Genomic DNA, 17,095 nt, shown 5'->3' with positions numbered 1-17,095 from the left:
ATGACTTCAACCTCCCCCCACCGCTTCCACCGCCATCCGGCCGCCCCCTGGGCCGAATTGCGCGACAGCGCGCGCTCGCCGCATTGCTTTCGGCTGCACATGCATGCCGAGTACTCGATAGGCATCGTGGACGCGGGCCGCACCGTGTTCCACCATGCCCACGGCCCGCAGCCTGTGGAGGCGGGCGGCGTGGTGCTGATCGAGCCCGGCGCCTGGCATGCCTGCAATCCCGACCCCGGCGCGCCGTGGTCCTACCGCATGCTGTTTGTCGATGCCGACTGGCTGCACGCGCGGCTGGGCGTGGCCGCGCTGCGCTTTCCCCGGCGCACGCTCACGGATGCGGACATCGCCCGCCTGGTGGATGGTCTGTGCAGCCCCGTCGATGGCACGGCGGCCGCCGACCGCCTGGCCCTGGGCCTGGAGCACCTGCTGGACCGCTGTGCCCAGCCCGCAGCCGCACCCCTGCCCGGCGACGCGGCGGCCCTGGCCCCCGCGCTGCAGCGCCTGCATGCGGGGCCCGATGCGGGCCTGACCGTGCAGTCCCTGGCCCAGGAATGCGGCATGAGCGCCACGCGCTTCATCCGCCGCTTCAAGGCGGCCACGGGCATGACGCCCGGCAGCTACCGCCTGAACCTGCGCATCAACGGCGCGCGCCGCCTGCTGGCCACGGGCGCAGCGCTGTCCGATGCAGCCTATGCCATGGGCTTTGCCGACCAGGCGCACCTGCAGCGCGCCTTCAAGGCACACCATGCGCTGACGCCGGGCTGCTACGCACGCGGCGCCTGAGCCGGTACCTGGGCCGGCCGCACCTGAGCCGGCCACACCTGAGCCGACCGCATCTGGGCCGGACCCTCCCATGGTTTTGCAGCGGCCAGTCCGGGGCCGGCGGTGAAAGCGCAGATACTTACGCCTTCCGCTTTCAGCCCCCACCTGCCGCGCACCATGGCCGCCTTCCAAGACATTCAGCAACGAGAAACCGGCCTGCGCCAGCAGCTGTCCGCCGCCCAGATGGTGATGATCGCCATTGGCGGCGCCATCGGCACCGGCCTGTTCATGGGCAGCGCCTTCGCCATCGGCTTCGCCGGGCCCAGCGTGCTGGTCAGCTATGCCATCGGCGCGCTGATCTCGCTGCTACTCATGGGCTGCCTGGCCGAGATGACGGTGGCCCACCCGACCTCGGGCTCGTTCGGCGCCTATGCCGAGCACTACATCAGCCCGCTGGCCGGCTTCATGGTCCGCTATGCCTACTGGGCCGCCGTGGTGCTGGCCGTGGGCATGGAGGTGACGGCCATCGGCATCTACATGGGCTACTGGTTCCCGGACGTGCCGCGCTGGATCTGGGTGCTGGTGTTCTCGGGCGCGCTGGTGGCCGTCAACGCCAGCAGCGTCAAGGCCTTCGGCCAGGTGGAGTACGGCTTTTCCATGGTCAAGATCATCGCCATCGTGGCCTTCATCCTGATCGGCGCCTGGGTGGTGTTCGGGTCGCAGCCCCAGGGCATCGGCTTTTTCAACTACACGGCCGATGGCGGCTTCTTCCCCAAGGGCCTGTGGGGCACCTGGGTGGCCGTGATCATCGCCATCTTCAGCTACCTGAGCCTGGAGGCCGTGGCCGTGGCGGCCGGCGAGGCCGAGGACCCCAAGCGCGCCATCACCCGGGCCTTTCGCACTACCATGGCGCGCCTGGTGATCTTCTACCTGGCCACGATCGCGCTGATGCTTGCCATCGTGCCGTGGCAGCAGGCCGGCACGGACAAGAGCCCCTTCGTGAAGGTGATGGAGATCATCGGCATCCCGGGCGCTGCCAGCATCATCAACTTCGTGGTGCTGGTGGCCGCGCTGTCGGCCATGAACAGCCAGCTGTATGTGACCTCGCGCATGATGTTCAGCCTGTCGCGCGGCGGCTATGCGCCCTCGGTGTTCGGGCGGCTGAACAGCCGCGGCGTGCCCGTGGCGGCGATTGCCATCTCCTGCCTGGGCATTGCCGTGGCCGTGGCCGTGAACCTGTGGAAGCCCGAGGGCTCGCTGCTGTGGATGATGTCCGTGTCCATGTTCGGCGCCATGTTCACCTGGTTCATGATCTTCGTGACCCATCTGTTCTTCCGCGCGCGCTGGTCGCGCGAGCATCCGGGCCAGCGCCTGCAGTTCCGCATGTGGGGCTTTCCGCTGTTCACGCTGGCCGGCGCCGCGCTGATGCTGGGCGTGATCGTCACCACCTATTTCACCGAGGTCTTCCACATGACGCTGCTCACGGGCCTGCCCTTCCTGGGCCTGCTGGCCCTGGTGTACGCGCTGTGGTACCGGCCCCGCGCACAAACGCGCAAGAAGGACTGAAACCATGACCCGCAGACTCTGGGACATCTCCCCGGCCGTGCAGGCCGCCAGCCCCGTCTTTCCCGGCGACACGGCCTACAGCCAGCAATGGTGCGCCACCATCGGGCCGGGCTGCCCGGTCAATGTCAGCGCCATCACGCTGTCGCCCCATGTGGGAGCGCATGCCGATGCACCGCTGCACTATGACGCCGACGGGGCATCCATCGGCAACGTGGACCTGGACGCCTTCCTCGGCCCCTGCCGCGTGATCCACGCCATCGGAAAGGGACCGCTGGTCGAATGGGAGCACATCGCCCACGCCGTGGAGCATCTTCCGGCACGCGTGCTGGTGCGCACCTACGAGCGCGCCCCCACCACCTGGGACCAGGAACTGGCAGCCTATGCACCGGCCACGGTCGAGCGGCTGGCCGATCTGGGCGTGAAGCTCATCGGCATAGACACGGCCAGCATCGATCCGGCCAGCAGCAAGAGCCTGGACAGCCACCAGGTGATCCGCCGGCGCGGCCTGCGCGTGCTGGAGAACCTGGTGCTGGACGAGGTGGCCGAGGGCGACTACGAGCTCATCGCCCTGCCGCTCAAGCTGGTCGAGGCCGATGCCTCGCCCGTGCGCGCCGTGCTGCGCGCCCTGGCCTGATCCCTGCCCGCATTGCGGCGCCGGCCCTGCCCGCGCCTTTCGCCTTTTCGATACCCAAGGAGACCCCGTGACGAGCCTGCAAGACTGCCTCACCCTCGATGCGCAAGACCCGCTGCGCGCCCTGCGCGACCAATTCACGCTGCCCGAAGGCGTGATCTACCTTGACGGCAATTCGCTGGGCGCCAGCCCCCGCGCCGCCGCCGCGCGCGTGGCCGAGGTGGTGCAGCAGGAATGGGCGCAGGGCCTGATCCGCTCGTGGAACGATGCCGGATGGATCAGCCTGCCCCAGCGCCTGGGCGACCAGTTCGCCCCCTGGCTGGGCGTGGGCGCGGGTGAGCTGGTGTTCACCGACACGGCTTCCATCAACCTCTACAAGGTGCTGTCTGCGGCGGCCCGCATTGCGCGCGAGGACGCGCCGCAGCGCAAGCGCCTGATCAGCGAGCGCAGCAACTTCCCCACCGACCTCTACATCGCCCAGTCGGTCTGCCAGGAATACGGCCTGGAGCTGGTGCTGCTCGAACCCGAGGAAATTGCCGGCGCGCTGACCGACGAGGTGGCCATCTGCATGCTCACCCATGTGAACTACCGCACGGGCGCCATGCACGACATGGCTGCCGTGACGGCTGCCGCGCAGGGCAAGGGCATTCTCTGCGTCTGGGACCTGTGCCACAGCGCGGGTGCCGTGCCTGTCGATCTCAAGAGCGCGAATGCAGACTTCGCCATTGGCTGCAGCTACAAGTACCTCAACGGCGGCCCCGGTGCGCCGGCCTTTGTCTGGGCCAACCCGCGCCTGCTCAACCGCTTCTGGCAGCCGCTGTCGGGCTGGTTCGGCCATGCCGAGCCTTTCAAGTTCGTGCCGGAATACCACCCGGCCCAGGGCATACAGCGCTACCTGTGCGGCACCCAGCCCATGGTCAGCCTGAGCGTGCTGCAGTGCGGCCTGGACGTGTTCACGGCCGTGGAGCCGCTGGGCGGCATGGACGCGCTGCGCAACAAGTCGCTGGCGCTGACCGACCTGTTCATCGCCCTGGTCGAGGAACGCTGCCAGGGCCACGGCCTGGGCCTGGCCACGCCGCGCGAGCACGGCCGGCGTGGCTCCCAGGTCTGCCTCACGCGCGAGGAGGGACTGGGCGTGGACGGCAAGGACAGCGGCGCCTATGCCATCGTGCAGGCGCTGATCGCGCGCGGCGTGATCGGCGACTTCCGCAAGGGCGACGGCACGGGCCTGCACAAGGACATCCTGCGCTTCGGCTTCACGCCGCTGTACGTGGGATTCGAAGATGTCTGGCATGCCGTGGAGCACCTGCGCCAGGTGCTGGAATCGGGCGAATGGCGCAAGCCGGAGTTCAACCGCGTCAATGCGGTGACCTGAAGCCTGAAGCCCGGCGCTCAGAACGCCGTGGACGACAGCGAGGCCCAGAGATGGGCCGCGACCAGGGCGCGCCAGGGTGCGAAGTCCCGCAGCCATAACTCGGTCTGCGCCGCATCCATGGCGTCCGTCTTCAGCAGCAGGGCCAGGGCCCGGCGCACGGCCACATCGCCGTGCAGCGGGCCGTCCAGGTGGCCATAGCCGCGCAGCAGCATGTAGTTCACGGTCCACGGGCCTATGCCCTTGAGGGCCAGCAGCCGCTCGCGGATCTCGGCCACCGGCAGTTCAGGCAGGGCCGCCCAGTCGTCCAGCGGCAATTCACCCGACTGCACGGCCTGGGCCAGCAGGCGCAGCGTGTGCGTCTTGCTCCGCGAAAAGCCGGCTGCGCGCAAATCCTCCTCACCGATCTGCGCCAGCTGGGCGGCCTCCGGCATGCACCACAGCTGCTGCGGCGCGTCGGCATGGCCATCGTGCAGCGCCACCGGCTGGCCGGCTGCGGCGATCAGGCGGCGGCGCAGCGACACGGCTGCCGCCACGCTGATCTGCTGCCCGGTGACGGCCCAGCTCAGCGCCTCCCAGGGCGTGCAGGCCGCCGGCACATGCAGGCCACGCTGGCGCGCCAGCAGCGGCCCCAGCCGCGCATGGCGGCCAAAACGGCGCTCGAATTCGCCCACATCCTGGGACAGTCCGAACATGCGCCGCAGCATGGCGGCCAGCACATCGTCCATGCCGGTGATGGCGCCTGCACCGGCGGGCAGGCGCCATCGGGCCTGCACCACGGCCGCCTCTTCGCACTGCGGCGTCAGCTCCAGGGTCAGCAGCGTGGGAAGGCCTTTCCACATCAGGCCCTTGTGCATGCGGATGGTGTCGCCGTCCTGCAGATCGCATTCGGACAGGCGCTGGGCATCGCGCCGGTGAAAGCCCCAGAACTCGTTCATGCGGTAGCCGGCCGGCAGCGTCAGTTGCTGCTGCGCCTGATGGATCTGGCCGGTGCAACGCCCTTGCCCGTGCCCTTGCCCGCTCATGCGCTTCCTGCCTGGCGCAGCGGTGCGTGCCCAGCGTCCTTGCCAGCCGCCTCCTGCGCCTGGCGCGCCTCGCGCAGCAGCAGGGCACGCTTGCGCTCCACGCCCCAGCGGTAGCCGGAGATGCTGCCGTCGTTGCGCACCACGCGGTGGCAGGGCACGGCCACGGCAATCGGGTTGGCAGCGACGGCGCTGGCCACGGCGCGGGCGCCCGTGGGCATGCCCAGGCGCAGGGCCAGTTCCGAATAGCTCAGGGTCTGGCCGGCCGGAATGGCGCACAGCGCCTGCCACACGCGCTGCTGGAAGACCGTGCCCTGCACATCCAGCGGCAGCGCCAGGCCGCGGCGCGGCTGCTCGACCAGGGCCACGACCTGGGCCACGGTGTGCTCGAAGCCCGCATCGCCGCCCACCAGCTCGGCCAGCGGAAAGCGCTGCTGCAGGTCCTGCACCAGGGCCTCGGCGTCGTCGCCCAGCAGCACGCAGCACACGCCGCGCTCGGTGCTGGCCACGAGGATGCTGCCCAGCGTGCATTCGGCCACGGCAAAGCGGATGGTCTGGCGCATGCCGCCGCGCCGGTAGTCGCCGGGCGCCATGCCCAGCATGGCGCCTGCGTCGCGGTAGAAACTGCTGCTGGCCGCATAGCCGCTGGAGTAGGCCGCATCGGTGACCGAGTCGCTCTGGCCCGGCTGCAGCGCCGCGCGCAAGGCATGCGCGCGATGGGCCTTGGCATAGGCCTTGGGCGTGAGGCCCGTGGCCTGCTTGAACAATCGGTGCAGTTGCCAGGGGCTCAGGCCCGAGCGTTCGGCCAGCTGGCCCAGGGCGGGTGGGGGCTCCTCGGTCTCCAGCCAGCGGCAGCATCGGGCCACCAGGGCCGTGGGGTTGGCAGTGGCATCGCTGGCTTGATTCATGGCTTGGTTGGACACGGCATGTCTTTCTGGGTCATCGGATGCCCTACTCTACGCAGCCCGGAGCACCCGCGCATCCCGCTTCTTGCAACCCGCAGGATTTCAGCGCGGGATTCGGTTACGCTGCGCCCTGCATTTTCCGCGTCGAGACTTGCGAGACTCCCACATGACCACCGAACACTCCGGCTGCCCCATGAACAGCCCCGGCCGCACCGAATCCATCGTCAAAGAGGAGCGCGCCCAGTTGGACTTCAGCCAGTCCATGAGCTATGGCGACTACCTGCACCTGGACCAGATCCTCACGGCACAGCATCCGCTGTCGCCCGCGCATGACGAGATGCTGTTCATCATCCAGCACCAGACCAGCGAGCTGTGGATGAAGCTGATGCTGCATGAGGTCCGAGCCGCCACGGCCGCCATCGCAGGCGGCACGCGTGCGGACGCCTTCAAGATGCTGGCCCGCGTGAGCCGCATCATGGAGCAACTGGTCAGCGCCTGGACCGTGCTGTCCACCATGACCCCGCCCGAGTACACGGCCATGCGCCCCTACCTGGCCAACTCCAGCGGCTTCCAGAGCTACCAGTACCGCTGCATCGAGTTCTCGCTGGGCAACAAGAACGCCGCGATGCTCCAGCCCCATGCCCACCGGCCCGACCTGCTGGCCCAGGTGGAGACGGCATGGCGCTCGCCCTCGCTCTACGACGTATCCCTGCAGCTGCTGGCGCGCGAGGGCATCGACGTGCCCGCCGACCGGCTGGAGCGCGACTGGACCCAGCCCTATGAGGCCAGCGAGGGCGTCAAGCAGGCCTGGATCACCGTCTACCGCGATCCCCACAAGCACTGGGACCTGTACCAGCTCGGCGAAAAGCTGGCCGACATCGAGGACGCCTTCCGCCTGTGGCGCTTCCGCCATCTGACGACCGTGGAGCGCGTCATCGGCTTCAAGCGCGGCACGGGCGGCACCGGCGGCGTCAGCTATCTGCGCAAGATGCTGGACGTGGTGCTATTCCCCGAAATCTGGGCGCTGCGCACCGAGCTGTAAGAACTGGCGGGCGCCACCGACGGCAGACCGCTGCGGTGGCGACAGCGCGCAGGCGCGCAAACAGGTAAGCTGCGGCGCCAGGAGAAATACCGTGTCCGCAGCGCCACAACAGCCCCCACACAACAACATACACACAGAGGCTTCGCAGACCTCCCCCGCAGCACCGCCGCCGCGCAGCCAGCTGCTGTGGGCCATGCTGCTGTCCCTGCTCTCGGCCTTTGCGCTGAGCCAGGCCTTTCGCACCATCACCTCGGTCATGGCCACGGGCCTGCAGCAGGATTTCGGGCTCACCGCCCAGTCGCTGGGCGCCTTCGCCGGCCTGTTCGGCCTGTCCTTCGGCGTGGCACAGTTGCTGATGGGCATCGGCATGGACCTCTACGGCCTGCGGCGCACGGTGCTGCTGTCGTTTCCGCTGGCGATTGCGGGGTCGGCACTGTCCGCCGCCGCACCCAACTACGGCTGGCTGATGGTGGGCCAGTTGCTGATCGGCGTGGGCTGCTCGCCCGCCTTTCTGGCCTGCACCATGTTCATCTCGCGCCACTTTCCCATGGACCGCTTTGCCTTTCTGTCGGGCGTGGGCATGGGTGTCGGTGGACTGGGGCTGCTGTTCACAGGCACGCCACTGGCCTGGCTGGTCCAGCATTTCGGCTGGCGCTCGGGCTTTGCGCTGCTGGCCGTGATGTCGGCCCTGTCGTGGCTGCTGATCTGGTGGCGCGTGCACGAGCCCGCCCGCAGCGGAGCACAGACCGCCGCACGGGAAAGCTGGGGCGTGGCGGCACGCCGCATGGCCGAGCTGTTCACGCTGCCGCACACGCTGGGCATCGTCCTGCTGGCCATGGCCTGCTATGCATCGTTTCTGGCGCTGCGCGGCCTGTGGCTGGGGCCGCTGCTCATCCATCGCTATGGCTTTTCGCTGGTGGAAAGCGGCAATGTGGCGCTGGTCGTATCGATGATCTCGCTGTTCAGCCCCGCGATTTTCGGGCGCATGGATCCCGGCCCAGGACGGCGCCGGCGCTGGCTCACCAATTACTCGCTGCTCATGGGCAGCCTGTTCATGCTCATGGCCTTTTTGCACCATGGCTGGACCAATGTGGCGCTGATCTTCGCCATGGGCCTGCTGTCGGGCTATTCGGTGCTGCAGTACGCCGATGTGCGCGCTTCCTACCCCCCAGAGATGACCGGCCGCGCACTGTCGCTGTTCACCATGGCCATGTTCCTGGGCGTGGCCCTGGTGCAATGGTTCACGGGCTGGGTGGCGGCCTGGGCCGAGGCCTGGGGCGTGGAGCCCTACAAGGCCGTGATGATCTCGATTGCAGCCACGCTGGTGGGCGCGTCGACCGCGTTCCGTTTCCTGCCCTCCTCGCCGCTGCTGCGCCAGGCATCCGCCGCCTAGCGGCCGGAGTCTCTGTCTCTACAAGGCGTTGGCGGCCGAGCCATCGCCACGGTACAGCCATGGCAGATCCATCAGCCGGGAGCCCAGCAGGCGCAGCGACAGGTCACGCCCCCAGCGCACGGGACCCGTGGCGTGGAAGATGCGGCCGTTGCGCTGCGAGCGTGCCTGCACGCGCGCATTGCGCTGCCAGCGGTTGAGCGCGTAGCGGCGCAGGCGCATGTTGACGTCGAGATCGTGCATGGACAGGGCGCGCTGCAGCTCCGCTGCATCTTCAATCGCCATGCCGGCGCCCTGGGCCAGATAGGGGCGCATGGGATGGGCCGCATCGCCCAGCAAGGCCACCACGCCGCGCGCCATCTGCGCGGCCGATTGCACGGGCGGGCGGTCCCCCACCGGCCACAGCCGCCAGTCTCCACCGGCCGCTGGCACATGCTGGACCAGGTCCAGCAGCTGGGGGCAACTGCCCTGCAGCACCCGCACCAGATCGTCGAGATTGCCCGCATGGTCCCAGTTCGCCAGATCCTCGGGCGCCGGGCCCTGGATGATGATCACCAGGTTCTGCAGCTCGCCCCGGCGCACGGGATACTGGATGGCATGCATGCGCGAGCCCAGCCAGGCCGTGACATCGGTGGCCCGCAGGCGCTTGGGCAACTGGGCCTGGTGCACCAGGGCGCGGTAGGCCAGGTGCCCGGTGACACGCGGCGGGCCGTCGCCCAGCAACTGCTGGCGCAGAACGCTGCGCACGCCGTCGGCGGCGACCAGGGCATCGCCTTCGATCAGCTTGCCGGCCCGGGTTCGCACGGTGACCACGCCGTCGGTCTCGGAAAAGCTCTCGATGGGCTGGCCCAGGTTCAGGTGCATGCCCGGATAAGTCTGAGCGGCTTCCCGCAGCAATTGCTGCAGATCGGCCCGGTGGATGGTGGCGTAGGCCGCGCCATAGCGTTGCACGGACTCGCTGCCCAAGGGCATATGCGCCAATTCCTGCCCGGTGACTGCGCTGCGCACGCGCAGGCTGCCCGGCAATGCCACCACCTGCTGCAGCGGTTTTTGCAGGCCCCAGGCCTGAAGCCGCCGCACGACATTCGGACCGATCTGGATTCCGGCGCCCACTTCACTGAGCGCGGGCGCCTGCTCGAAAAGACGCACTTCCCAACCCGCCCGCGACGCACCGATGGCGGCGGCCAGGCCACCAATGCCGCCGCCGGCAATCAACACCTGCTTGTTCATGTGCGTATTGTGCCCCTGCCGCCACCCATGGCGGCCGGGGCCTGATTATTCAAGTCCGACACCGCTGAAGAAAACCAAAGAACGCTCGGAATCTTCTGAAACATGCGCGCATCCCCCAGGCATTGAGGCGCATCAAGATCCCAAAAACGGGCATCTCGCCACGCACCAGACTGCCATAAAGGACATCACCCAACCATCACCTGTGCGGCGCGGCCAAAAATCGGCCTTTGCATCACCGCTCTGGAAATGTCCATACACGGATCCACACTTTACGCCGCGGATGATAGAGATTCTCAACTGAGACAATCTTTTGACAAATGGCCGTGACAATGAAAAAAGCCCGCACTGGGCGGGCTCTTTCATGCGCGACGGGAAAATCAGATGACAAACTTCTCACGGTCCTGATTCTGAATCCACTTTGGCGGCTTGCCGCGTCCGGTCCAGGTTTGGCCGGTTGCGGGATCGCGGTACTTGGGAGCCACTTTGGCGCCGGTTGTGCCAGCGGTACGACCACGAGCTGCAGGAAACACATCATCGGCAGTCAGACCATATTCGGCAATCAAGTTGCGAACCTGTCCCACGGCGTCGGCAAGCTCGCGCTTGCGTGCTTCCTGGATCTGTTGCTCCAGTTCCTGTCGCTGCTTCAGCAGTTCCTTGTAAGAGCTCATGGTATGCGCCTTGAAAGTAGTTTAAGAGCTTTCATTATAAAAACATAATCAGCCCATGGCGCAAGACGCATGTAAGCAAAACCCACAATATCGCTGCTGCCTATTGCGAAGAGTAGTTCTCGGATAAATCCGATATGGCCAGCACCTTGTCAATGCGTTTGCCATCGAGATCGATGACCTCGAAGATCCAGCCCGCACAGCTGACCCGTTCCCCCAGAATGGGCAAATGACCGCTTTCTGCCATGAGAAGGCCCGCCACGGTGTTGTATCGGCCGCGGTGCTCATCGGGAAGATCACGAATATCGAGGCGCGCCTTCAGCTCCGATATGGGCATCAGGCCGTCCAATAGCCAGGAGCCATCCTCGCGCTGCATGGCCCAGGCTTCTGCCTCGGTCACAGGCTGTAACTCGCCGGTAATCGCCTCGAGCAAATCCCGGGGCGTCATGATGCCCTGCACCACGCCATATTCATCCACCACAAACACCATGCGCCCGGACCGGGCACGCAATTGCTCCAGCAGCTCCATGGCGCTGAGCGTCTCGGGCAGGAAAGAAGCCGGCAGCACATGTTCGTACAGCGTGGTGCCCGCGGCATCCGAGCCCAATGCCAGCAGGCGCGCCACGCTGATGATGCCGACCACGTCATCCAGCGAATTGCGGCACACCGGGTACCAGGAATGCCCGCCCTTCGAGTGGTCGTCGGCCGAGGCCTGCAATGCCTCGGTGACGGTCATGTCGGCATCCAGCCATTGCACGTCGCCGCGCGGGACCATGATCGACGTCAGTGAGCGGTCATCGAGGTGAAAGACGTTTTGCACCATCTGGTGCTCGTTGGCCTCGATCACTCCGGCATCCCGCCCTTCGGCGAGGCTTGCCACGATTTCCTCTTCGGTCACGGCGCGCGCTGCGGATTCATTGATGCGCAGCAGAGTCAGCATGGCGCGCGTGGAAAAGGCCAGCAGCCGCACAAAGGGCTTTGCAGCCGACGCCACCCAGGTCATGGGCCGGGAAACCACCGTGGCCACGGTTTCGGGATAAAGCTGGCCTATGCGCTTTGGCACCAGCTCGCCGAAGACGATGGTGACGAAGGTGATCACGGTCACGACGAGCGCCGTGGCAGAAATGCTGGCCGCGCGTTCCGGAATTCCCAGGCCCAGCAGCCATGCGGCCAGCCCGTCACTGAAGGCCGCCTCGCCCAAAATGCCGTTGAGCAGGCCGATGGAGGTGATGCCCACCTGCACCGAAGAAAGAAATTGCGTGGGGTTTTCGAGCAAGGCCAGTGCTGCCACCGCACCCTTGTCGCCTGTTTCAGCCAGTGCCACCAACCGAGCCTTGCGGCTGGAGGCCAGTGCCAATTCGGACATTGCAAACACCCCATTGAGCAGCGTAAGCAACGCGATCAGCAGAAAATCCATGGTTCGTATATCAGAAAGAAGACCATGGCACTTTACTGTATCGGCGATATCCAGGGATGCCACGACGCCTTTGAGCGCCTGCTGCACCGCGTGGACTTCTCCGCCAGCCGCGATACCTTGTACATCCTGGGCGACCTTGTGAACCGCGGCCCGGAATCGGACAAGGTGCTGCGCACCTGCATGGCCGCCGGCGACTCCATGCGCGCCCTGCTGGGCAACCATGACCTGCACCTGCTGGCCGCCGCCCAGGGCGTGCGCCGCAGCAGCCGGCGCGACACGCTGGCCCGGGTGCTGGATGCGCCCGACCGCGATCAGCTGCTGGACTGGCTGCGCCACCAGCCGCTGGCGCGCAGCCACCGCATGGCGCATGGCGAGGAACTGCTGATGGTCCATGCCGGCGTGCTGCCGCAGTGGAGCAGCCAGGAAGTGATGGCGCTGGCGGGCGAGGTGCATGCGGTACTGCGCAGCAAGCAGTTGCCCGATTTCTTGCAGGCCATGTACGGCAACCAGCCTGATCGCTGGTCACCGGACCTGCAGGGTTGGGAGCGCCTGCGGGTCATCGTCAACGCATTGACCCGGCTGCGCTTTTGCACCGCACAGGGTGTCATGGATTTCGACAGCACCGAGTCGGCCGAGCAGGCGGCGCCCGGCCTCATGCCCTGGTTCGATGTGCCGGGCCGCGCCACGGCGAGCGCAACGATTGCGTTTGGCCACTGGTCCACGCTGGGCCACATCAGCCGGCCCGACCTGGTGGCGCTGGACACCGGCTGCGTCTGGGGCGGCTGCCTGAGCATGATGCGTTTCGGCGATCACCTGGCGGACCGGGAACTGATCCAGGTGGACTGCCCGCAGGCGCAGGCCCCGGGCTGACCTGGACGACGCCCATGAGCGAGCGCCCATGAAAAAACGCCTGCAAGGCAGGCGTTTTTCGTGAGGCAGGCGGCTTGCGCGGCGCTCAGACCTCGGAAGTGGCGACGGGTGCCACAGGCGGGACCGGAGCGACAGGCGCAACAGGCGCCTTGAACAGCGCGGCCAGCTTGCGCTTGGGCTTGATGCCGCTGCCCGCCTTGGGCGCGGCAGCACCCTGGCTGTCCCAGCTCGCATCGACGCTGGCGGATGCCTCGTAGGGCTTGTCGAAGAACGGGTCCGAGTGCGCCGGGCGCTGGGCCATGCGCGAGCCGCGATGGCCAAAACCGGAACTGCCCCGCGACGCATCACCGCCGCGATCGCCACGCTCGGCGCCGCGATCCCGTTCACGACCGTAGCCGCCGCTGCTTTGGCGCGGCAGCTCGTCAAAACGGTGACCACGCGGTGCGCTGCCACGGAAATCTTCCATGGGGCAGGCCTCGACGTTGATCTTCTTCTTGATGAGCTTCTCGATCTCGCCCACCAGGCGAGCATCGTGGTTGGTCACCAGGGTCACGGCAATGCCGGAGGCGCCTGCGCGGCCCGTGCGGCCGATGCGGTGCACATAGTCTTCGGCGTTGAAGGGCACGTCGTAGTTGAAGACGGCCGGCACGTCCTTGATGTCCAGGCCACGGGCCGCGACATCGGTACACACCAGCAGATCCACCTCGCCGCGCTTGAAGGCTTCAAGCGCCTTCAGGCGCTCGTCCTGGCTCTTGTCGCCGTGCAGCGCCGTTGCGCGCAGGCCATCACGCTCCAGAGCGCGCGTCAGGCGCGCACAGCCCAGCTTGCTGTTGGAGAAGACGAAGGCCTGGCGGATGTCGCGCTGCTTGAGCAGGGAGCGCAGCGCATAGCGCTTGTCGTCGTCGCTGACGCTGTAGAAGCGCTGCTCCACCGTGGACGCCGTCTCGTTGGGGCGGGCCACTTCGATGGTGACGGGGTCCTGCAGGTAGCTGCTGGCCAGGCGCTTGATCTCAGGCGAGAAGGTGGCGCTGAACAGCAAGGTGGTGCGTGTCTTGGGCAGGTGGGACAGGATGCGCTGCAGATCGGGCAAAAAGCCGATGTCCAGCATGCGGTCTGCCTCGTCAAGCACCACGTACTCGACCTGGTTGAGCACGGCGTTCTTGGCTTCGATGTGGTCAAGCAGACGGCCCGGCGTGGCCACCAGCACCTCGACGCCCTTCTTGAGCTCCAGCGTCTGCGGCTTCATGTCCATGCCGCCGAACACCACGGTGCTGCGCAGCTTGGTGTACTTCGCATACTGGGCGATCTGCTGGGCCACCTGGTCCGCCAGTTCGCGTGTGGGCAAAAGCACCAACGCCCGCACGGGGTGGCGTGCAGGCGAAGCGGAGGTATTTTCGTGGCGCATCAGCCGCTGCAGCAACGGCAGCGAGAACGCCGCCGTCTTGCCTGTGCCGGTCTGGGCGGCGCCCATGACATCCTTGCCGGTCAGAACGACCGGAATGGCCTGTGCCTGGATGGGCGTCATGGACTCGTAGCCCATGTCGGCCACGGCGCGCGCCAGGGACTCAGCCAGCTGGAGATTGGAGAAAGAGCTTGTCATTGAGAGCGCTATTGTCGCACCTAGCGCGATTTGTGCGTTGCAATAACGCCAATTGGCACCTGGACAAGCATGGCGTTGTGTGAGCGCAACCCGCAAAAACCCGGTATGAGGGCCCGCAAGGCGGGCATTTTTCATCGCCTGGCAGCCTCCAGATGAAAAAGCGGCCCCTCGCAGGGGCCGGCGAACCTTGAACAGCAAGGCGAGCGTGGGGGGGTACTTCTCAGAGGGAAGCAGCCGAAAAAGTGTCGCAGGACTTGACGCTGCCGGTACGCAGGCCGGTGCTGAACCAGCGCTGGCGCTGGGCGCTGGTGCCGTGCGTGAAGCTGTCCGGCACCACGGCGCCGCCGCCTGCGCGCTGCAGGGCGTCGTCGCCGATCTTGGATGCCGCATTCATGGCCGACTCCACATCGCCCTGCTCCAGGATCTGGCGGGCGCTTTGCGCGCGGTTCGCCCAGACGCCGGCCAGGCAATCGGCCTGCAGTTCCAGCTTGACCGACAGATGGTTGTATTCGACCTTGCTGACGCGGCCACGGGCGCGGTCCACCTGGGCGCTGATGCCCAGCAGGTTCTGCACGTGGTGGCCCACCTCGTGGGCAATCACATAGGCCTGGGCGAAATCGCCGGGCGCGCCCAGCTGGTTCTTGAGCGTTTCGTAGAAGCCCAGATCGATATACACCTTCTGGTCGGCAGGGCAGTAGAACGGCCCCATGGCCGACTGCCCCGTGCCGCAGGCCGTGGGCGTTGCGCCACGGAACAGCACGAGCTTGGGATCGGTATATTGGGCACCGCCCTGGCGGAACACATCGCGCCAGACATCTTCGGTATCGGCCAGCACGGTGGATACAAAGCGGGCGAGCTTGTCATCGGCCGGCGGCTTGTGGGCCGGGCCCTGAGGCTGCTGCACCTGCACCGGCGAGCCGCCGCTGAGCGCACCCAGGATGGTCAGCGGGTTGATCCCCAGCACCCAGCCGCCGACCAGGGCGATGACGATGGTGCCAATGCCTATGCTGCGTCCGCCGAAGACGGGGCCGCCGCCACCGCCACCCTCGTCACGGCGGTCTTCCACATTGTCCGACTCGCGGTTGCCATCCCATCTCATGGTGTTCACTCCTGGATCTGTGCTGCAGCCTGCAGCATCGGGCGGCGATATTACGTCGGAAGCTGCGGGACTGCAGCGACCGCAGCTGTGGCAATGATACGGCGTGTATCAGCGCACGGGCTGCACCGCCATGGGGGCGGTGGCCGGTGGCGCCTGGCTGCGCAGGACCTGCTCGCGGGCCACCAGCACCATGGCGGCCAGCAGCGCGGCGACGATGCCCAGGCCGATGACGACCGCCAGGCCCAGCCCCCATCCGCCGCGCCTGCGCCGCTCGCGTGCAGGCTCGCCGGGCCGGCGGGGCGCGGGAGCCTGCTCGCTGGGCGGCTGCTCGCGCTGCCACGGCTCGGGCGCGGGTCCGCGCCGCTGCTGCTCATAGCGCGGGGCCGATTCCTTGCGCGGAGCTTCGGGCCGCGCCGAACCGTCCCAGCGGGGCTCTTCGCGCGGATAAGAAGGCTTTTGTGACATAGGCGACATCGTAGTGCCTGCGCAGGCCCTCACGGGCCTGTGCGCAGCACTGGACACATCGTGAATTGGTCGATCCAAGCCTACTGTGTACAGTCGCGGCCATGAGCCATTCCAGCATGCCCTCCTCCACCGCCCTTGACGCCCAGGCCACGGCCGGGCTGTTGCCCTGGAACGAACTGGCCGAAGAGATCGCCGCCCTTCTGCTGCAGCCCCAGGCAGCGCAGGTGCCGGCGCGCATCGTGATGCCCCTGCCGGCCGGTGGCAGCCTGTTTTGCATGCCGGCCACCGACGGCCAGGTGGCCATGACCAAGCTGATCAGCTTCACACCCGGCAACGCCGGCACGCCGCGCGCCACCATCCAGGGGGATGTGGTGGTCTTCGACGTGGCCACGGGCGAGCGCCGCCTGATCCTGGACGGCCCCACGGTCACGGCGCGGCGCACGGCCGCCGTATCGCTGCTGGCCGCGCAAAGGCTGGCACCGAATCCGCAGGGTCCGTTGCTGATCGTGGGTGCCGGCGTGCAGGGCCTGGCCCATTTGCAGGCCTTTGCCGCAGGCCTGGGCGTGCGCGAGGTTCAGGTGGCATCGCGCAGCGCGCAGAGCGCCCAGGCGCTGGTCGACCAGGCCCGGGCCATGGGACTGCAGGCCACCGCCGTGCAGGATGTGGAGGCGGCGGCGCGCCACTGCCCGCTGATCGTGACCTGCACGCCCGCCCGGGCCGTGGTGCTGCGCGAGGCGCCGCGCAGCGATGCCTTCATCTCGGCCGTGGGCGCCTTCACGCCGCAGATGGTGGAGCTGGCACCCGGCCTGTGCCAGGGCTTGCTGCAGTCGGGCCGCGTGGTGGTCGATACCGGGGATGCGCTGCATGAGGCCGGTGATCTGCTGCAGGCCGGCATCGATGTCGCCGCCCTGCCCACGCTGGAGCAGGTGGTGCGCGAGCAATGGCCGCGCTCGGATTCGCCCGTGCTGTTCAAATGCTGCGGCTGGGGTGGCTGGGATCTTGCAGCCACCCGCCTGGCCATGCGCCGGGCCGCACTCCAGAACAGTTGAAAGCGGA

The 17,095-nt window shown here is 67.4% G+C and carries 16 protein-coding genes; 8 read left to right on the top strand and 8 right to left on the bottom strand.

Annotated features, from left to right (window positions below):
• The 4 genes from IAE24_RS08990 (at position 1) to kynU (ending at position 4,337) form a co-directional block, all read left to right on the top strand.
• On the top strand, positions 1 to 786 hold the full coding sequence (locus IAE24_RS08990; protein ID WP_097203166.1) for a helix-turn-helix domain-containing protein: 786 nt from the start codon (positions 1 to 3) through the stop codon (positions 784 to 786).
• 156 nt (positions 787 to 942) lie between these two features.
• Positions 943 to 2,331, top strand: a complete 1,389-nt coding sequence (locus tag IAE24_RS08985; protein ID WP_199960585.1) for an amino acid permease — start codon at positions 943 to 945, stop codon at positions 2,329 to 2,331.
• Positions 2,332 to 2,335: 4 nt separating this feature from the next.
• On the top strand, positions 2,336 to 2,965 hold the full coding sequence (kynB, locus tag IAE24_RS08980) for an arylformamidase (RefSeq protein ID WP_043824042.1): 630 nt from the start codon (positions 2,336 to 2,338) through the stop codon (positions 2,963 to 2,965).
• A gap of 67 nt (positions 2,966 to 3,032) precedes the next feature.
• Complete coding sequence (gene kynU, locus IAE24_RS08975) at positions 3,033 to 4,337, top strand: kynureninase (RefSeq protein WP_199960584.1); 1,305 nt, start codon at positions 3,033 to 3,035, stop codon at positions 4,335 to 4,337.
• 17 nt (positions 4,338 to 4,354) lie between these two features.
• Here kynU and IAE24_RS08970 read toward each other — a convergent pair whose 3' ends face one another.
• Together IAE24_RS08970 and ada are read right to left on the bottom strand one after the other, a co-directional pair.
• Entirely contained in the window at positions 4,355 to 5,359 is a 1,005-nt protein-coding gene (locus IAE24_RS08970) for a DNA-3-methyladenine glycosylase family protein (RefSeq protein WP_199960583.1), read from the bottom strand.
• Positions 5,356 to 6,264 carry a bifunctional DNA-binding transcriptional regulator/O6-methylguanine-DNA methyltransferase Ada gene (gene ada / locus IAE24_RS08965; RefSeq protein WP_062794107.1) on the bottom strand — a complete coding sequence of 303 codons (909 nt, stop codon included), beginning with the start codon at positions 6,262 to 6,264 and terminating at the stop codon, positions 5,356 to 5,358. Before ada ends, IAE24_RS08970 begins: the two co-directional genes overlap by 4 nt.
• A 163-nt stretch (positions 6,265 to 6,427) precedes the next feature.
• Between ada and kynA the strand changes: the two genes are divergently transcribed.
• Positions 6,428 to 7,303 carry a tryptophan 2,3-dioxygenase gene (gene kynA, locus IAE24_RS08960; RefSeq protein ID WP_012204084.1) on the top strand — a complete coding sequence of 292 codons (876 nt, stop codon included), beginning with the start codon at positions 6,428 to 6,430 and terminating at the stop codon, positions 7,301 to 7,303.
• 91 nt (positions 7,304 to 7,394) lie between these two features.
• Complete coding sequence (locus IAE24_RS08955) at positions 7,395 to 8,696, top strand: MFS transporter (RefSeq protein ID WP_012204083.1); 1,302 nt, start codon at positions 7,395 to 7,397, stop codon at positions 8,694 to 8,696.
• 18 nt (positions 8,697 to 8,714) lie between these two features.
• On the opposite strand, the gene IAE24_RS08950 is transcribed toward IAE24_RS08955, so the two are convergent.
• The 3 genes from IAE24_RS08950 to IAE24_RS08940 all read right to left on the bottom strand — a co-directional run bounded on the left by IAE24_RS08950 (position 8,715) and on the right by IAE24_RS08940 (position 12,005).
• Positions 8,715 to 9,923, bottom strand: coding sequence for an FAD-dependent monooxygenase (locus IAE24_RS08950; protein ID WP_013803678.1), 1,209 nt, complete (start codon positions 9,921 to 9,923; stop codon positions 8,715 to 8,717).
• Between the two features lie 377 nt (positions 9,924 to 10,300).
• The gene (locus IAE24_RS08945) at positions 10,301 to 10,591 is read right to left on the bottom strand and encodes an H-NS histone family protein (protein ID WP_012204081.1); all 291 of its coding nucleotides are present in this window, start codon (positions 10,589 to 10,591) and stop codon (positions 10,301 to 10,303) included.
• Between the two features lie 100 nt (positions 10,592 to 10,691).
• On the bottom strand, positions 10,692 to 12,005 hold the full coding sequence (locus tag IAE24_RS08940; RefSeq protein ID WP_012204080.1) for a hemolysin family protein: 1,314 nt from the start codon (positions 12,003 to 12,005) through the stop codon (positions 10,692 to 10,694).
• A gap of 24 nt (positions 12,006 to 12,029) precedes the next feature.
• Here IAE24_RS08940 and IAE24_RS08935 point away from each other — a divergent pair, with 24 nt between their 5' ends.
• On the top strand, positions 12,030 to 12,875 hold the full coding sequence (locus IAE24_RS08935) for a symmetrical bis(5'-nucleosyl)-tetraphosphatase (RefSeq protein WP_180317779.1): 846 nt from the start codon (positions 12,030 to 12,032) through the stop codon (positions 12,873 to 12,875).
• Between the two features lie 85 nt (positions 12,876 to 12,960).
• On the opposite strand, the gene IAE24_RS08930 is transcribed toward IAE24_RS08935, so the two are convergent.
• From IAE24_RS08930 to IAE24_RS08920, 3 genes are all read right to left on the bottom strand, one after another.
• Positions 12,961 to 14,475: a DEAD/DEAH box helicase gene (locus IAE24_RS08930; RefSeq protein ID WP_063326913.1), complete on the bottom strand. Its 1,515-nt coding sequence runs from the start codon at positions 14,473 to 14,475 to the stop codon at positions 12,961 to 12,963.
• Between the two features lie 220 nt (positions 14,476 to 14,695).
• Positions 14,696 to 15,574, bottom strand: a complete 879-nt coding sequence (gene ypfJ / locus IAE24_RS08925; protein WP_012204077.1) for a KPN_02809 family neutral zinc metallopeptidase — start codon at positions 15,572 to 15,574, stop codon at positions 14,696 to 14,698.
• A 108-nt stretch (positions 15,575 to 15,682) separates the two neighbouring features.
• On the bottom strand, positions 15,683 to 16,039 hold the full coding sequence (locus tag IAE24_RS08920) for a hypothetical protein (protein WP_224986416.1): 357 nt from the start codon (positions 16,037 to 16,039) through the stop codon (positions 15,683 to 15,685).
• A gap of 101 nt (positions 16,040 to 16,140) precedes the next feature.
• Here IAE24_RS08920 and IAE24_RS08915 point away from each other — a divergent pair, with 101 nt between their 5' ends.
• Positions 16,141 to 17,088 carry a delta(1)-pyrroline-2-carboxylate reductase family protein gene (locus IAE24_RS08915; RefSeq protein ID WP_199960582.1) on the top strand — a complete coding sequence of 316 codons (948 nt, stop codon included), beginning with the start codon at positions 16,141 to 16,143 and terminating at the stop codon, positions 17,086 to 17,088.
• The last annotated feature ends 7 nt before the right edge of the window (positions 17,089 to 17,095 follow it).

The sequence above is a fragment of the Delftia sp. S65 genome (assembly GCF_016516495.1).
GTDB lineage: Bacteria > Pseudomonadota > Gammaproteobacteria > Burkholderiales > Burkholderiaceae_C > Comamonas > Comamonas acidovorans.
This window is presented reverse-complemented; position numbering and strand designations above follow the sequence as displayed.